This is a genomic window from Helicobacter cetorum MIT 00-7128, assembly GCF_000259255.1.
Classification (GTDB): Bacteria; Campylobacterota; Campylobacteria; order Campylobacterales; family Helicobacteraceae; genus Helicobacter; species Helicobacter cetorum_B.
Genome location: NC_017737.1, coordinates 651,789 through 666,323, shown reverse-complemented (window position 1 = coordinate 666,323; position 14,535 = coordinate 651,789). Strand labels below are relative to the sequence as shown.

The following is a 14,535-nucleotide window of genomic DNA, read 5'->3' as shown; positions in this document are numbered from 1 at the left end:
ACCACATTATTCAAATACTTATTGGAATAAAAATAGTCTTTATTCTACCAAAAATCGTATTTTTAAAACTTAAAAAGACATGATAGAAAGTGTAATGCGCTTTAATCCTAATTTAACAATCTAAAATCCCAAATAACACATCTAAAATTAAAAATTCATAAACACCTTAATAAAAGCGCTTGTTTTAAGCTACCATAAATCATTCAAACCTAAAATACCCAACCATAGTTGAAAAACACATTAAAATGACTTGCGCTTTCTTTTAGAACAATATTCCCATAAATATCCCCATGATTAAAACTTACTTTTAGATTCTGTGGTATTAAAGGAATGGATACCCCAATAGAATATTTAGACTTCTTGCCCCAAAAATTAATCCCCCCTACAAAATCAATATTGCCGGTATTTTGAGATTGTTTTAAGAGAGTATAGCGCTTATACAACGCCCTAGCCCCCATAAAAATTCCAAATGACTTTGTAAAATCTAATAGCATTTCTGCACCCACACCCACACCAATTTGATTGATTTGCTTAATCATAGGTGCTTTTGCATAATTGTATTTCACTAAGGCATAATAAGCTAGAGCAAAATAACGATTAAAATATTGCTGATACCCAAGCTTAAAGTTCGCACCAACAAGCGCAAGTTTATGAGATTTTGAAGAAGATTGAATCGCAGAAATGCTTTCGCTAATGGTGCTAATAAGCGTGTTAGTGGCTAATTGAGAAGGGGCTAATAAATCTTGTTGCGTCTTTAAATCAGCGTAATTGATAGGCAAAGCATTCTTTTGTAATAAATCATTCCATACCATACGAGTAACCCCCACAAATCCAGCCGGGACTTTCGCACAATTGGGATAGTTTGGGTGTGTGGCACACACATCATAGGTTTCGCCATTGACCGGATAAGTCATATTGCCATTATGTGCATAGCCTCTTGTGTGTGAATATTCATGTAAAATCACGCTTAAAGCGTATTTAATCTCCTTATAATCAGGGCTATAGAGATTAGAGGGCAAAAGATTGTTTGTTGAAATTGCCAATGCTCCACTAGAGCTACTTAAATGCGCTCCATACCCCTCAACTTGTGGGTTTTCTTTGATTAAATGCGCTTGAATAGTCATTGTATCCGTGAAATTTTTTATCACTTCTTCTTTAGGAACAATATATTGTGAATTAGATGTAATGCCTTGAGAATTAGGAACGGCGTCATTCCCCTCTGAATTACTAGAATTATTAGTAAATTCAAAGGGGGCGTTTAAAATGGCATTTTTCCATTCATCAGTGCTATAAACATATGCCATATTCAAAATCAAATCTGTATATAGCCCTGCCCATTCTTTATTGAACTCCACATTGCAATCCTTATTGGGACAATAAAGACCGGGATTGTAAGACACATTTTCATATTGCAAAAAAATATCCGCATTGATAGAATCAATGGCTTGAAACACCCTTTGAGTCATTGTGTTAGAAAGTTGAGAAACCTCTACTTCAAAATGCGCTTGGGTCAAATCCACCCCCTTAAGGCTATCAAAAATATCTTTAGGAATACTCATTAAAGACTGCTTAGGCAAAGCGTCTAAAATCCCTATATCATGCGTATTACCTTGTGTATCTATTAGCTTAATTTTCACCTTATCCAAATTATAAGGCAAGAAATTTTGTATTAAAATCGTGTTATTAGCAGAATTAAAGCTTGCTTGAATGGGATTTTTGGCTGAAAATTTAAGTTTAGAAATACTATCAGCGTTAGAAAAAAGCTCTGAACCCATTTTTTGGATTGCTCCTAAAGGCACAAAAGGTCTTTCAACACTTTTTCTAACTTTTTGAAATGAATTTTCTTGCGTTTCTAGCATACCGGTTTCAAAACCAAACTCCACAAAAACACCACTTCTAGGGCTTGCCTCCCCCTCACTAAAAAAACTCGCTAAAATTAAGCACGCATTTTGAAGCCTTCTCATCACTTTTCCTTATGCTTAGCTCTTTTTGTTTAATATTTGTTATCTTTATAGATTTTTAATTGCACCTATTGTATTGAAAAAACTTTAAAATAGCTTTATCTTAAGAGATTTTTTTGACAAAAACAAGAGCGCTTAAAACACCCATCCATAACTAAGAAAAAGATTAAAATGGCTCACTCCCATTTCAAAAGACACCACGCTTGAATAAGAGGGGGTTTGAAAATCCACTTTCATGCTATCTTGCACTAATGGTAAGGACGCTCCAAGGCTGTATTTAGAATGTCCATAACGATAATTAAAGCCAAAAACCACATTCAAATTGCCCCTATTTTTCACCTCGTCAATGAGTTTATAACGATTATAAAAAACCCTTAAACCCACAAAAGTCCCTAATGAGCTAATAAAATTACCTATGTTATGGTGTCTATTTGGCGCATAGCTGTTTAAAAAATCTATCAACAAATCCGCCCCAACCCCATAGCCATATTGATTGATAGTATTAATATCGCCCTTAGCATTAGCATAGTTGTATTTAAAAATACCATAGTATGAAAACCCAAAAAAATCATTCAAATATTGTTGATAGCCTAGTTTCACATCAGCCCCTACTATAGCGTTACTATGATTAGAAGAACTAACTTGCAATAACTTAGGCAAACGATAACCAAAGCTTGGATTTTTTTGTAAATTAGGGGGTAATTTTGCTCCATAATTAGGAGTTGTTTGCAAATTAAGCGTATTGTAATTAATGGGTAATTTATTTTCCTTAGCAAGTTGCATTAAAACTTCTTCACTTAACCCTGCATATCCTGCATGCACTTCATAACAATCAGTATGGTTTGCTCCCTCGCAAATATCATACATTGTCTTATTATTAGGATAGGTCATATCGCCATTATGGCTATAACCTCTCGTATGCCCATACTCATGAAAAATATCATACAAAGGAAAGCTATTTTGCCAATCCCATGTGTGCCAAATTTTGTTGTTTGGATTGATAAAGTCTTCATCTAAGCCCAAGCTACCAAACCACCCACGCCCATATACATTCGCATTAGAATTAATCACGCCTAGCTTTAATTTCACACTGCCAAAATCTGTGCTATTATCATCTTTTAAACTTCCTTGAATATTCAAGCAATCATTAAAGCTTGCCGAACTATTTGTGTTGTATCCGCATTGATTAGTAAAATTTTCCCACACTTGTTTAGGTGTCCAAATATGACAACCTTGCGAATTAGGTTCTGCACACCATGCGGGGGCTTGTCCGTAGATATTAGGGTCAGCATTGGTATTACAAGTGTTAAAATCTGCTCTATCTTTAGCACAATTTTTTGGGTCAAAAGGTGATTGAGCATTCACAAATGCAAAGGGTGCATTCTCTAAAGCCACTTTCCATGCATTAGAACCAAATAAAGATGAAATGTTTAAAAGCACATAGATGTAATCTCGTGCTAAAGCTCCGGTAATTGGCACATAGTCGCTGACACTTTTACCATGCCATTTATAAGTATCGCCTGTTGGCTCATTGCTAAAAGTGCCAATGATATTAACCTTAATCGCATTAACAGCGTCTAAAACCCTTGTTGTATCCATAGAAGAATAAATACTAGGTTCAATCGTGAATGAAATATTTTTATCGTTTTCATATGGTTTTAAAATGGGGAATAGACTCAAATCAAATGTAGCTTGGCTAAATTGTGGCAATTCTTGAAGATGTGTGATAGTAATATCTTTGCCATTAACATGCATAACCAAACTAACATTGGATAAATTATAGGGCAAAAAGCTAGTGATTTTTAAAGAATTGCCTTGAATGCTTGTTTGGATAATATTTCTTGTGCTAAAGGTTACGCCCGCCACATTTTGATTAGGTTTTAAAATTTCGCTTGAATGCGATAAATAATACCCTTGATTAATACACAGCGCCTCATTACAAGGCATGCTCACTTTAGTGTGCGTCTCAGCATGCTCTAGCATGCCGGTTTCAAACCCTCCCTCTATAAAAAATCCGTCTTTTTGATGAGCGTTTAAAAAACCTAAAAATAGAGCGCACAAAAATACCACAATTCTCATCAAATAACCCCCCCCCCCCCCGAAAAAAGGAAAGGAAAAAAGGTTTTTTAAAAAGTTTTTTAAACTATAAAAAGACAATCTCAAACTCCATATGTTGCAATCTCTCAAATACTCTTTTTTAAGCAATTTCAAATTTCTGCCCTAAAATACCCACCCATAGTTAAAGAACACATTAAAATGGCTCACTCCCTCTTTCAAAATAATAGTATTTTGGTAATTTTCATTACTAAAAGAAACTTTAATATTATGCTGAATTAATGGTATTGATACGCCAAGGGAATATTTGGAATGCTTGTATCGGTAGTTTAAGCCACTAGCAAGGTCTAAGTTTCCGGTATTTTTAGTTTGATTAAGCAATTTATAACCATTATAAAGCCCCCTTAAACCTACAAACACACCAAAAGAATTTAAAGGGTCATTATGCGCATAAGAATTAAACAAATCCACTAATAAATCCACTCCAAGCCCCAAACCTAATTGTTGAACCTTAGAAATCTCACTATTTATCTTAGAATAGTTATATTTGACAATTCCATAATAAGATAATCCCAAAAAATCGTTAAAGTATTGCTGATAACCTAGCTTGAAATTAACCCCCACCATAGATGAATGATAATTCTTGCCCTCAACATTACTAGAGCTACTGAGACTAGAGCCGATATTTTGCGCAGTTTGAATCAAGCTATTAGCAAAAGCCTTGTTGATACTTTCATTTGGAGTGAAATTTTCGCCTATGGTCTTATAGTTAATAGGTAATTTATCCGCATTGCCTAGATTCGCCCATGCTTGTTGGGTAACCCCTACCATGCCTTTATAGTAGCGTTTGCCATCATGAGTGCCATATTGGTGTTCAGGACTTCCATAACACCAAGTTCCCTTAACACTCCCATCAGCACATGTTAAATTACCATTATGGCTATAGCCTTTCACATGCCCAAACTCATGCACTAAAGTTTGAAAATAAGTGCGTGATTTTTGGTCATTAATATTTAATCCCTTTAAGAAAGGGTCAATTTTAGGGTCAAACACCCTATCTTTAAGTCCCATTGAATTACAATTAGGCATTTTACTTGAAACAATTTCACAATTGGCTGTCAAACCGGCATCCTCATAATTAGGAGCTAAGACATAGAGAAATAATGTTGTTGCCTCTCTGTATTGTTTGATTAAAAAATCTTTAGAAATAGTCTTACCATTATTAGTGAAATTTCCCGGATAATTTAACACCAAATTAGCCCATTCATCAGAGCTCAACACATAAGCTAAATCATACATAATATTTGTAAAATCCTTGGCTTGCTCCACACTCATTTGTTTAGGATTAAAATGTTGATACACATGTGAAACATCAAAACGCCCTATAATATCTGTATTGATTTTACTTAAAGCTTTTAGCACCCTAGCAGTATTACTATCAGAAAATGATGACGCCTCTAAGCTTAACTTAGGGTCTTTGATTCCTTTTAATATTTCTAAATTTTCTGCATTCAATTTTACTTGACTTTGAGCGCCTAGACTCTCTAAACCACCAATAATGACTTTTTGCCCATTATCTTTAGTTAATACCAAATCAAGATTATGCAAAGCATAGGGCATAAAGTTTTTAATATCAAGGGTGTTATTTTGGCTATCCAAAGAGACTTTAAGTCCACTTAATGTGCTAAAGCCACTACTAGCAGTATTTAAACTTTCATTTGTAAATATTTGTGAAGTTTTATCATTGATTTCATTATTAGAATAATAGACTTTTTTAGAGTTTTGCATAAGTTTTTCAAATAATAGAGGCTCTATTTGCGGGGTTTTTAATTCTTTTTCCTCTCTGCTTTCTAACAATCCGCTCTCAAACCCACCCTCTATAAAAACCCCGTCTTTTATATGCGCCTTGCATTCGGTTAATATGCCAAATAGCATCAAAAAGCTTAATATACCCCTAGAATTTGCTTTGAGATTAAAAACTGATTTCAAAGGATTGCCCCTTTTGCTCTCTCTCGTTTAGTCATTGTTTGCCTTTATTTATGCTTTTATTCTTATAAAAGTGGTTTGATTATACTTGATAGACAATAAATTCATCTTTAATACTTGGATTATTTATAGAATAAAAACTAAAGATAAAGGAGCTTAAGCCCCTTTATCCAAGGCATTATTTAAGAGATTTTCTTAGTAAAAATAGCTTTCAATAAGCCATTTTGATAGGCTACGGCTAGTAACGCTACTACAACCCCAACAATTTGTAAGGTAGATAAAGTCTCGCCAAACAAGAATGGAGCAATAATAGCAACGGTGGCTACAGGACTTAAGATGAGTAATCCCGCCCCTAAAGTCGGATTCAATTTCACACTGCCATATTGAGCAAAAGTCCATGCACATGCTTGACCTAGAACACACTCTATAAACATCCAAAACCAGCTCACACCATTAATGGGGTCGCCCGCTGTAACAGCATGGGCAACGCTAGTTAATTGCTCAATTTCATCTTTAGGCAAGTGCATTTCTCTTAAGCCCCTTATCATCTCACCAATATCCAAGCTTTGAGCAGTCTCTACCATAACACCAGTTGCCATATCAAAACCATTTCCGGTAATGACATACGCCCAAATCAAAGGAGCTACAAGCTGTGCAAAAGAGGCAATCATAATAGGTTGGACAATTTGACCTTGATTGATACGCCCTGCTCTTCTACTAGCAAACAAATATACCCCATAACAACACCCTGAAGTCAAACCGCAAATTGTGCCTACCGCCATAATACTCATACCAAAGACTTCTTGAGGACCATTAGGATCTACTATGCCATGCTCTAAGGCTCCACCAGCTAGAATCACACCCGTAAGCATAATGGGTGCTAAAATATAATAGCTTAAAGGAATTTTTTCTTTATCAATCATTAAGGCCAATGCGGGCAAAATGATTACTTGGATATTTAACAAAATAGAGGCAATCCCAGAACCCACAAAAAAGATAGAATAATTCCATGCGGTAAAATCAATCCCTAAAACAAGTCCTGCTAAAATAGAAAGCCAAATACCTTTCTTATTTAACCAACCCTTTTTCTTGGCCTCAATAAATGCAAATGGAACTAAACATAATGCTCCACCTAAACAGCGTAAAAATGCCCCCGTTGCAGGGTCAAAATTAGACATCTTTTGCCAAGGAGCTGTAAAAGACAAAAATAAAATACCTAGCAAAAAGATGACATAAGTCATTGCACCTGGACGCACTTCTGTATTACCCATAAAGACTCCTTATGTTATTAAGATGTAAAATTATTCAACAAGTTTCATTAATCAATCATTAAAATTCTTATGAATTTTGAATATTTTTCCTAAAATTAATAGATTATTGCATAAATTTTGTTAATTGTGTTTCTTTTATACACTTTTTAAATGTTTCTAATCAATATAAAACTAATTTAGACCTTTTAGTAAATAAAATTTTAATATCAAAAAATATTTCAATATTAACAATACTTTAAAGTTAAACAAAAATGTGAAAAATTGTAATTTTGACCTGAAGTTAAAGTGGTTGTTTATAGATTGCCATAAAATGAGGGTTCTACCAACTAAAAACTTAAGAGCAAGCAAGAAACAACATATATACAACATGTATTTTTACTTAACACTATTTTAAGCAAGTATTGTTAATTGCAACAATTTATAGCTTTTATAAAACCCTACGATTGAATATAAGTTGATACTAATTTTGCAAAGTTAAAAAGCTAAATAGAAAATTAAAAAGTAATCTTTTAAATGTGAGATACCAACAAAACCAAAACCATTTTAAACCCAAAGGCTTTTTAAAAGCCTTTGGTATGAAGTTGGTATGATTAAAGTCTATATGAAGTTTTAATAATTTCTAATTATAAAAACTAAGATTAAAAATTAATCATATAGTTAAGATACATAGAGAAGTTGCGCTTATAGAATACATCTACATCACCATATTCCCCACGCTCTTTGTAGAATTGATTGACAAATAAAGGCACTTTAAAGCCTAGTTCAATACCACTATGCTTAGCAAAGTTAGTTCTAAAGCCCACTTGAACAGGCATTTGGAAATAGCTTGTATTCATGCTTGCACTACAACCTGTCATAGCATTACAAGCATTCATCATGTTTTTAAAATGGCTCTCTCCTTGCACAAGCCATGTTTCACCTCCTAAACCAAAGCCAAAAAAGATTCCTGCAGTGTTATAGCCCTCTTTGCTCTCATAGAAGTTATAGAGTGCATCAAAGCCTACACCATAAGTGTGGTTATTCACCTGGCTTGCTCCATTCATATAACCTGCTTGAGTGCCTACAAAGCTTAAGTTAGCATGATTAAAGCTATAGTAAGCATAAGTTCTAAAGCCCCAGCGCTTTTTCTTACCAAAGAAGTGTTTATAACCTGCCATAACATTCACCCCATACATTTGACCATGGTTGTTGGTGTTGGTAACAGTAGCAACGGTAGTTTTCTTCGCACTAGCTATAGCCATATTAACATTCTTTTGCACACTCAGCAACGCATTCTTTTGGTTGGTTAAAGTGGTTTTTAGGGAGCTTAAAAGGGTTTTTTCTGTAGTTGCATTAGGATTTGAAGACTCACTAGAACCGCTTAAAGCCAATAATTGTGCGTCCACTTCGCCAATAGCTTTATTGATAGTAGCTAAAGTAGAGTTAGTGCCTTGAGTCAAAGCTCCCACGCTCGCACTAGAGGAATTTAAATGATTGCTCAAATTCTTTTGGCTATCCTCAAGGTTTTTAAGTGTATTACTCAAATTATCCAAATTAGAAAAAGTCCCAATACTGCTTAGTGTAATAATCGCATTGCTTAGAGCGTTGGTTTGAGCTGACATTGAAGACATATTAGAGGCTGTCATGCCTGCTTGAGTAGTGTTTAATCCCTTAGCTTGTGCGTCTATGGCATCAACAAGGTTTTTTCCCGCTGTTTGCACTTGCTCTACAGCACTACTATATTGTTTTTGTAAGCTGTTTTCAGCTGGACTTTCAAGAGTTCCTGTCCCACTTGTTTCACTACTAGCACCATAAATAGCGTTATTTAAAGAAGAATACTGATGATTTAAACTATTACTATCATCAGTAACGGGAGTTACCTTACCTTGTTTATTATTACCACTAGGATTAGGGGTAAAGGTAACTGTTGGTTGCTTAATAGTAGATTGACCATCTGTTGTGCTTGTAGTTTGATACATCTTATCTACAGCGTCTTCATATTTTGTCCATGCTTTATCAAATTGGTCAGCTAGACTACCACTAGCCGGATTTTGCTCTGTGCCTTTTGTAGTTGTAGATTGTCCACCCTCACTGCTTGTAGATGTGCCATAAAGAGCATCATAAGCTTTTTGATAGTTCTCATACACACTACCTGTTTGAGGGCTTTGGGCTGTTCCGGGGTTTCCAGTAGTTCCATAAAGAGCTTGTTGGGCTTGGTCAAGCAAAGTATTGATAGTCTCAGTATTATTCTGCTTTGCTTGTGCTACACTAGCAGTTTGTTGCTCAAGTGTTTTTAAATCCGCTGAAAGCCCCTTTAGTGTTGCTTGCGCTAGGTCTTGCCCACTAGGTTTAGCTAACTGACTTAATGCGTTTTGTAAGGTAGTTACAACATTACCTACTGTTGTTTTAAGAGTGGTTATAACAGATTGTGAGCTAGAGCTTGCACCACTTGAACCAGAACTCACAGCTTGAACTTCGGTTGCTGAATTAGTATCTGAACCACCGCTTGTAGCTTTATTTAAGGTTGTTTGCAAAGTTTGCGCATCATCTAACACAGCAGTGAGTAAGCCACTTGTAATATTGGTTGAACTTGAAGTTTTGTTTACATCTTTCATAAGAGTATAAAGGCTTGTAGCAGAGGCACTAGTAGAGCTTGTAATAGGAGTATTGTTACTATCACCATAAAGCAAGGTTAGTGTTTGGTTGCTTAGTGTTTGTGCGCCCTCAAGATTGGTTTTTGCAGTGTTATATAGCTGTGCTACCGACCCCTCAGCCGCTTGAATTTGACCATCGCTTGTTGTGTATGCTGTTGTTACAGTGCTACTGCCACCCTCTGCGCTTGTCATCTTAGAATACAAATCATTCATAGCGCTATCAAACTTACTAGCAAGACTCCCACTTCCTACACTAAAGCCCTCTGTAGCACTACCCTCTGCTGCAGCAATAGAAGTTGTGCCACTTGTTGTAGTTACTGCACCAAATAGGGCTTTGGCTGTTTCATTAATAGCATTTTGTGCATCTTGATAATTACCATAAACTGAACCACTAGCTGCTTTCATGCCATTTGTGCCACCACTTACTGCAATAGTTCCACTAGTCGCACTTTGAGCATCTTCATAAGTCATACCGCTTGTGCCATAAAGAGCATTCATGGCGTTATCATATTTAGCATCTAAACTATTAGCATTAGGGATAATACTTCCATTAGCACTAGTAGTATAGCCTCCATTTGTGGCTACACTATCACCACTCATTTGTGAAAAAAGCTTATTGGTTGCGTCAGTTAATTGCGTTTGCAAACTACCTATAGAACTACTAGGAGCTGTAGGTGTGCCACTTGGTGGGGGGGGGGGTAGAAACTTGAGGTGCTGAAGCTTGAGGAGTAGGCGCACTACTTGCTTGATGATTGTCATTACTGATTGAACCCGGAGAACTTGGGCTTGGAGAGGCTTGAGCCTGAGGTTCGCTCTCATTTTTGCTTGAAGAACTTTGCTCTGGAGCTTTTGCTGTAGGACTTGTCTCGCTTTGAGCGCTGTCTTTACCGCTCACACCACCTCCACTACTTGAACTCTCTTGTCCTTGAGTTGGCGAGCTTGTGGGGGATTCATTTTGTGCTTGGTGTCCCTCAGCGCTAGATTCTTGCTCTGCTTTGGAGCTACTTTCACTTGTTTCTTGCTGAGAACTTGGAACTGAAGAGACTGAACTACTGCTTACTGAGGAGCTAGGTTGTTGTGCTTGAGTCTCGCTAGATTCTACACCTAAAAGAATAGAGCTACCAACCATAGAAACTAAGCTTGCTGAAATAATTTTCTTCATATTCATTCTTTAATCCTTTTTAATATTCTTATGCTTATTTGTTGTTACACTACTTCTTAGCACCACCAACACTGCCACCATTAGCTTCTGCTCCACCTTGCTGAGCTTGCCCTTGTGGTTGTGGTGCTATGGGTGATTGCAACGCCTCCAAATTCACTTGTGTATCATTGTTAAACCCGGGTGAGCGAGTGGTTTGCTGATTATCTAAATTAGAGTATTGAAACCCTCCTCCTAAAAAGCCTCCGCTATTTTCTGCGATAAGACTTGTTAAACTCAATAAACTAATAACTGCCAATTTTTTCATAAAATCTCCTTTTAAAACAATTTAAAATAATTCAATAATTCCATTTTCCAATAATTTACCAAATATTTAATACTTGATAAACTTCTACTATGCTATCAAAGACTATCTTAAATCTATCTTTATTTATCATTGTTTATATAAAAATGAGTATTTTAGTATCAATTTTAGCTAATTTATGAGATTTTAGATAACAAATAGTATTGTTTTTTATGCTTTTTTCGTTTTTTTTCTAAATGCTAAAAACAATCCATTTAAGCCTTAATTATTTTGTAATAAAAAATAATGATTTTAAAATATGAGTATAAAAGTAATGCTTAAAATCTATAATACATTTTTTACATTTTTAATACTTTTAATCAAAGAAATTTGATATTGATATGATTTGATTGGTTTAGAATATAAAAAGATATGAATCACTTCATCATAAAATGATTTTGATTCTTTTTGCTTGTAACCCTTTTATCATTCTTTGATTTTTTTATACAAGAAAGCTTATTTTTAAAAAAATGCTTTAGACTTTATTTTTGTTGTAAAAGTTATTTTTCTTCATAGGACTTTTAAAAAAACATCTAGTCTTTGTTGAACCTCAAGAGATACTAGCCTCAAATGCTTTGCAAAGTTATAAGCATCATGCAATTTAAGCGTTAAGCTCTTTTATGTTTTATTATCAGCGTTTAATTAGAGTATTGCCATTATTGAATAAAAGCAATCATCTTTTAACCCATAAGATAGCCTTTTATATAATAAGCAAAGTTAAAACAAAAAGTCAGATTCAAGTTTTAGTGATAAAAGTTTTAAGAATGGTTGGGGGCAAAAAACATTGTGCCTCAAAAATGTATAGGGAAATGCCCCCTATTTTTACTATAGCACAATCATAATAAGTTGAAAAATAATCGCATAAAGCTCTGTGCTAAAAACAGAGCTTTAAAAGAAAAATCTAATTGAGCTTACTTGCGAATCTCTTTAATTCTAGCTGCTTTACCTCTTCTATCACGCAAGTAGTAGAGTTTCGCACGGCGCACTCTACCGATACGCAATACTTCAACGCTTGCTAAACTCTCGCTATAAAAAGGGAAAATCTTCTCTACACCAATATTATTGGCTCCCATTTTACGCACGCAGAAAGTTTTGTCTACGCCATTACCTCTAATAGCGATACAAACGCCTTCAAAATATTGCGTTCTAGTCTTTTCGCCCTCTTTAATAGTGATACCAAGTCTTAGGGTATCGCCCGCTTTGAATTGTGGCATTGTCTTGCCCTTTAACTGAGCGTCCTCAAATTGCTGAATATAGCGGTTTTTCATCAAATTTCCTTATTTTCAAATTTTAGCGTTGCGATTTGTGCCGATTGAATAAATCTAGGCGGTGGAACTGCGTCCTTAATTTTGACAAATCAAACTTCAATTGCGCCATTTTAGCATGATTTCCTTTAGAATATTCTAAAGGTGCGGGGATTTTATTGATTTCTTTTGATTTAAAGGGTGCATTAGCAAAATTAGGCGCCTCTAAGAAATCATTTTCAAAACTTTCATTCTCTAAAGATTGAGCGTTACCCAAAACCCCTTGAATTTGGCGTGCTATACTATCTATCAAGCATAACGCCCCTAATTCCCCACCTGTTAGAATAAAATCTCCTAAAGAAAAAACTTCATCAGCATTAAGTTCTATAGAGCGCTCATCAAAGCCTTCATAACGCCCACACACCAAAACCACATGCTCTTTTTGAGCTAAACGAAAAGCATCAACTTGTTTAAAAGGCTTGCCTACAGCATTTAAAAAAATCGTGTGCTTGGGGGTTTTGATAGAATTAAGCGCATTTTCTATCATCTCAGGGTCTAAAATTTGCCCTGCACCCCCACCAATAAGCGTATAATCAACCTTTTTATGCTTATTAGTGCTAAAATCTCTTAGATTTAATACTTCTAATTCAAATAGATTTTTTTCTAACGCTCTTTTTAAAATAGAGCCTTGAAAATAGGGTAATACAAGCTGTGGAAAAAGCGTAAAAACACTGAATTTCACTAACTCGCCTCTAAGAGCATTTTGGCATCAGTAGCAAAAACTTTCTTATCTTGCAAAACAATTTCTTTAATATAAAGGTCATTATAAGGGATTAAAAAGGTTTTAGCCAAGCCCTTTTCAACCAAGTTGAGTGCCGTTTCTACAATAAAATAATCAATCTGAGCAATTCTTTGAATATCTACTACTTTACCTAAAACTTCATCTTTTTCAACAACTTCAATGCCTATTAAATCGCAATAAAAAAATTCACCCTCTTTTAAAATGCAAGCTTTCATGGAGTCTTCTTTACTCATAAAAAGCCCCAAATTAGTGAGTTTCTTAGCCTCTTCTTTGGTTTGAATATGTTCTAAAAATAATAGACCTTTGGCATGTTCGTAAGAATGAATCGTATAGTTTTCAAAAGTATGCTTAAATGATAGAGCGTTTAAAGGGGCGATTTGCACTTGAGTGCCTTGTTTCAAACATTCGGGGAAATCACTCTCCAAATAGAGTTTCATTCCACCCTTTATTCCCACACTCTTGCCAATTTTGCCAACTAATAGCATATGGTTTAAAGATTTTGTGATTCTTCGTCCAAAATATAGGGGTTTTTACTCGCAAAAACAACAATTTTATAAGAAAATCCGTCTTTAGCTTTGACACCCGAGACAAACGCCTTAATCGCACTCACCATTTTACCCTCTTTGCCAATGACATGACCCATATCTAAAGGGTGGGTATAAATAGCAATTTGCTTAACCCCATCTTCTAAAAGCTCATGTTCTACGCTTAGAGCTTGGGGGAAACGCACAACCTTTTTTAAATATTTTTCTAAAAAAGTCGCCACACAATGCGAATAATCCCTGCATTCATTTTGGGAAAAAGGCGTTTTAAAAGAATCCAATTCGTGCATTTAATCTTCTAAAACCTTAGATTTTTTGAGAAAGCTTTTCTACTCTCTCGCTCATTTTAGCACCCACGCCTTTCCAATAATTCAAGCGCTCTGCATCAATTTTAATATCTTTAGGTTCGCTTAAAGGGTTGTAATATCCAATGGACTCAATCCAACCACCATCTCTTCTTTTTCTAGAATCTGTTACCACCACTCTATAAAAAGGCTTTTTCTTTCTACCAACGCGAGTGAGTCTAATGACTGTCATAC

General features: G+C 35.3%; 12 protein-coding genes. All 12 read right to left on the bottom strand.

Annotated features, from left to right (window positions below; all coding sequences use genetic code 11):
- Window positions 1-209 precede the first annotated feature (209 nt).
- The gene (locus HCW_RS09070) at window positions 210-1,964 is read right to left on the bottom strand and encodes a hypothetical protein (protein ID WP_014660787.1); all 1,755 of its coding nucleotides are present in this window, start codon (window positions 1,962-1,964) and stop codon (window positions 210-212) included.
- A 132-nt stretch (window positions 1,965-2,096) separates the two neighbouring features.
- Window positions 2,097-4,040 (bottom strand): outer membrane beta-barrel protein, encoded by a 1,944-nt coding sequence (locus tag HCW_RS03195; protein WP_155802223.1) that lies wholly within the window; start codon window positions 4,038-4,040, stop codon window positions 2,097-2,099.
- A gap of 141 nt (window positions 4,041-4,181) precedes the next feature.
- Entirely contained in the window at window positions 4,182-6,005 is a 1,824-nt protein-coding gene (locus tag HCW_RS03190; RefSeq protein WP_014660785.1) for a hypothetical protein, read from the bottom strand.
- Window positions 6,006-6,184: 179 nt separating this feature from the next.
- Window positions 6,185-7,273: a DMT family transporter gene (locus HCW_RS03185; RefSeq protein ID WP_014660784.1), complete on the bottom strand. Its 1,089-nt coding sequence runs from the start codon at window positions 7,271-7,273 to the stop codon at window positions 6,185-6,187.
- 638 nt (window positions 7,274-7,911) lie between these two features.
- Entirely contained in the window at window positions 7,912-10,665 is a 2,754-nt protein-coding gene (locus HCW_RS09690; protein ID WP_231283036.1) for an outer membrane protein, read from the bottom strand.
- Window positions 10,568-11,074 (bottom strand): hypothetical protein, encoded by a 507-nt coding sequence (locus tag HCW_RS03175; RefSeq protein ID WP_014660783.1) that lies wholly within the window; start codon window positions 11,072-11,074, stop codon window positions 10,568-10,570. The genes HCW_RS09690 and HCW_RS03175 overlap by 98 nt, the downstream gene beginning before the upstream one ends.
- Before the next feature lie 43 nt (window positions 11,075-11,117).
- On the bottom strand, window positions 11,118-11,372 hold the full coding sequence (locus HCW_RS03170) for a hypothetical protein (protein ID WP_014660782.1): 255 nt from the start codon (window positions 11,370-11,372) through the stop codon (window positions 11,118-11,120).
- Window positions 11,373-12,319: 947 nt separating this feature from the next.
- Window positions 12,320-12,676 (bottom strand): 50S ribosomal protein L19, encoded by a 357-nt coding sequence (rplS, locus tag HCW_RS03160; RefSeq protein WP_014660780.1) that lies wholly within the window; start codon window positions 12,674-12,676, stop codon window positions 12,320-12,322.
- Window positions 12,677-12,698: 22 nt separating this feature from the next.
- Complete coding sequence (gene trmD / locus HCW_RS03155) at window positions 12,699-13,394, bottom strand: tRNA (guanosine(37)-N1)-methyltransferase TrmD (RefSeq protein WP_014660779.1); 696 nt, start codon at window positions 13,392-13,394, stop codon at window positions 12,699-12,701.
- Window positions 13,394-13,939 carry a ribosome maturation factor RimM gene (gene rimM / locus HCW_RS03150; protein ID WP_014660778.1) on the bottom strand — a complete coding sequence of 182 codons (546 nt, stop codon included), beginning with the start codon at window positions 13,937-13,939 and terminating at the stop codon, window positions 13,394-13,396. The genes trmD and rimM overlap by 1 nt, the downstream gene beginning before the upstream one ends.
- A gap of 5 nt (window positions 13,940-13,944) precedes the next feature.
- Window positions 13,945-14,286, bottom strand: coding sequence for a KH domain-containing protein (locus HCW_RS03145; RefSeq protein ID WP_014660777.1), 342 nt, complete (start codon window positions 14,284-14,286; stop codon window positions 13,945-13,947).
- 16 nt (window positions 14,287-14,302) lie between these two features.
- Window positions 14,303-14,533, bottom strand: a complete 231-nt coding sequence (gene rpsP / locus HCW_RS03140; RefSeq protein WP_014660776.1) for a 30S ribosomal protein S16 — start codon at window positions 14,531-14,533, stop codon at window positions 14,303-14,305.
- Between the last annotated feature and the right edge of the window lie 2 nt (window positions 14,534-14,535).

Coding starts and splice junctions, on each gene's coding strand:
- rplS (WP_014660780.1), bottom strand. CDS start 12,676: ATGAAAAACCGCTATATTCAGCAATTTGAGGACGCTCAGTTAAAGGGC.
- HCW_RS03175 (WP_014660783.1), bottom strand. CDS start 11,074: ATGAATATGAAGAAAATTATTTCAGCAAGCTTAGTTTCTATGGTTGGT.
- HCW_RS03170 (WP_014660782.1), bottom strand. CDS start 11,372: ATGAAAAAATTGGCAGTTATTAGTTTATTGAGTTTAACAAGTCTTATC.
- HCW_RS03185 (WP_014660784.1), bottom strand. CDS start 7,273: ATGGGTAATACAGAAGTGCGTCCAGGTGCAATGACTTATGTCATCTTT.
- HCW_RS03145 (WP_014660777.1), bottom strand. CDS start 14,286: ATGCACGAATTGGATTCTTTTAAAACGCCTTTTTCCCAAAATGAATGC.
- HCW_RS03195 (WP_155802223.1), bottom strand. CDS start 4,040: ATGAGAATTGTGGTATTTTTGTGCGCTCTATTTTTAGGTTTTTTAAAC.
- HCW_RS09070 (WP_014660787.1), bottom strand. CDS start 1,964: ATGAGAAGGCTTCAAAATGCGTGCTTAATTTTAGCGAGTTTTTTTAGT.
- rimM (WP_014660778.1), bottom strand. CDS start 13,939: ATGCTATTAGTTGGCAAAATTGGCAAGAGTGTGGGAATAAAGGGTGGA.
- HCW_RS09690 (WP_231283036.1), bottom strand. CDS start 10,665: ATGACAATCATCAAGCAAGTAGTGCGCCTACTCCTCAAGCTTCAGCAC.
- rpsP (WP_014660776.1), bottom strand. CDS start 14,533: ATGACAGTCATTAGACTCACTCGCGTTGGTAGAAAGAAAAAGCCTTTT.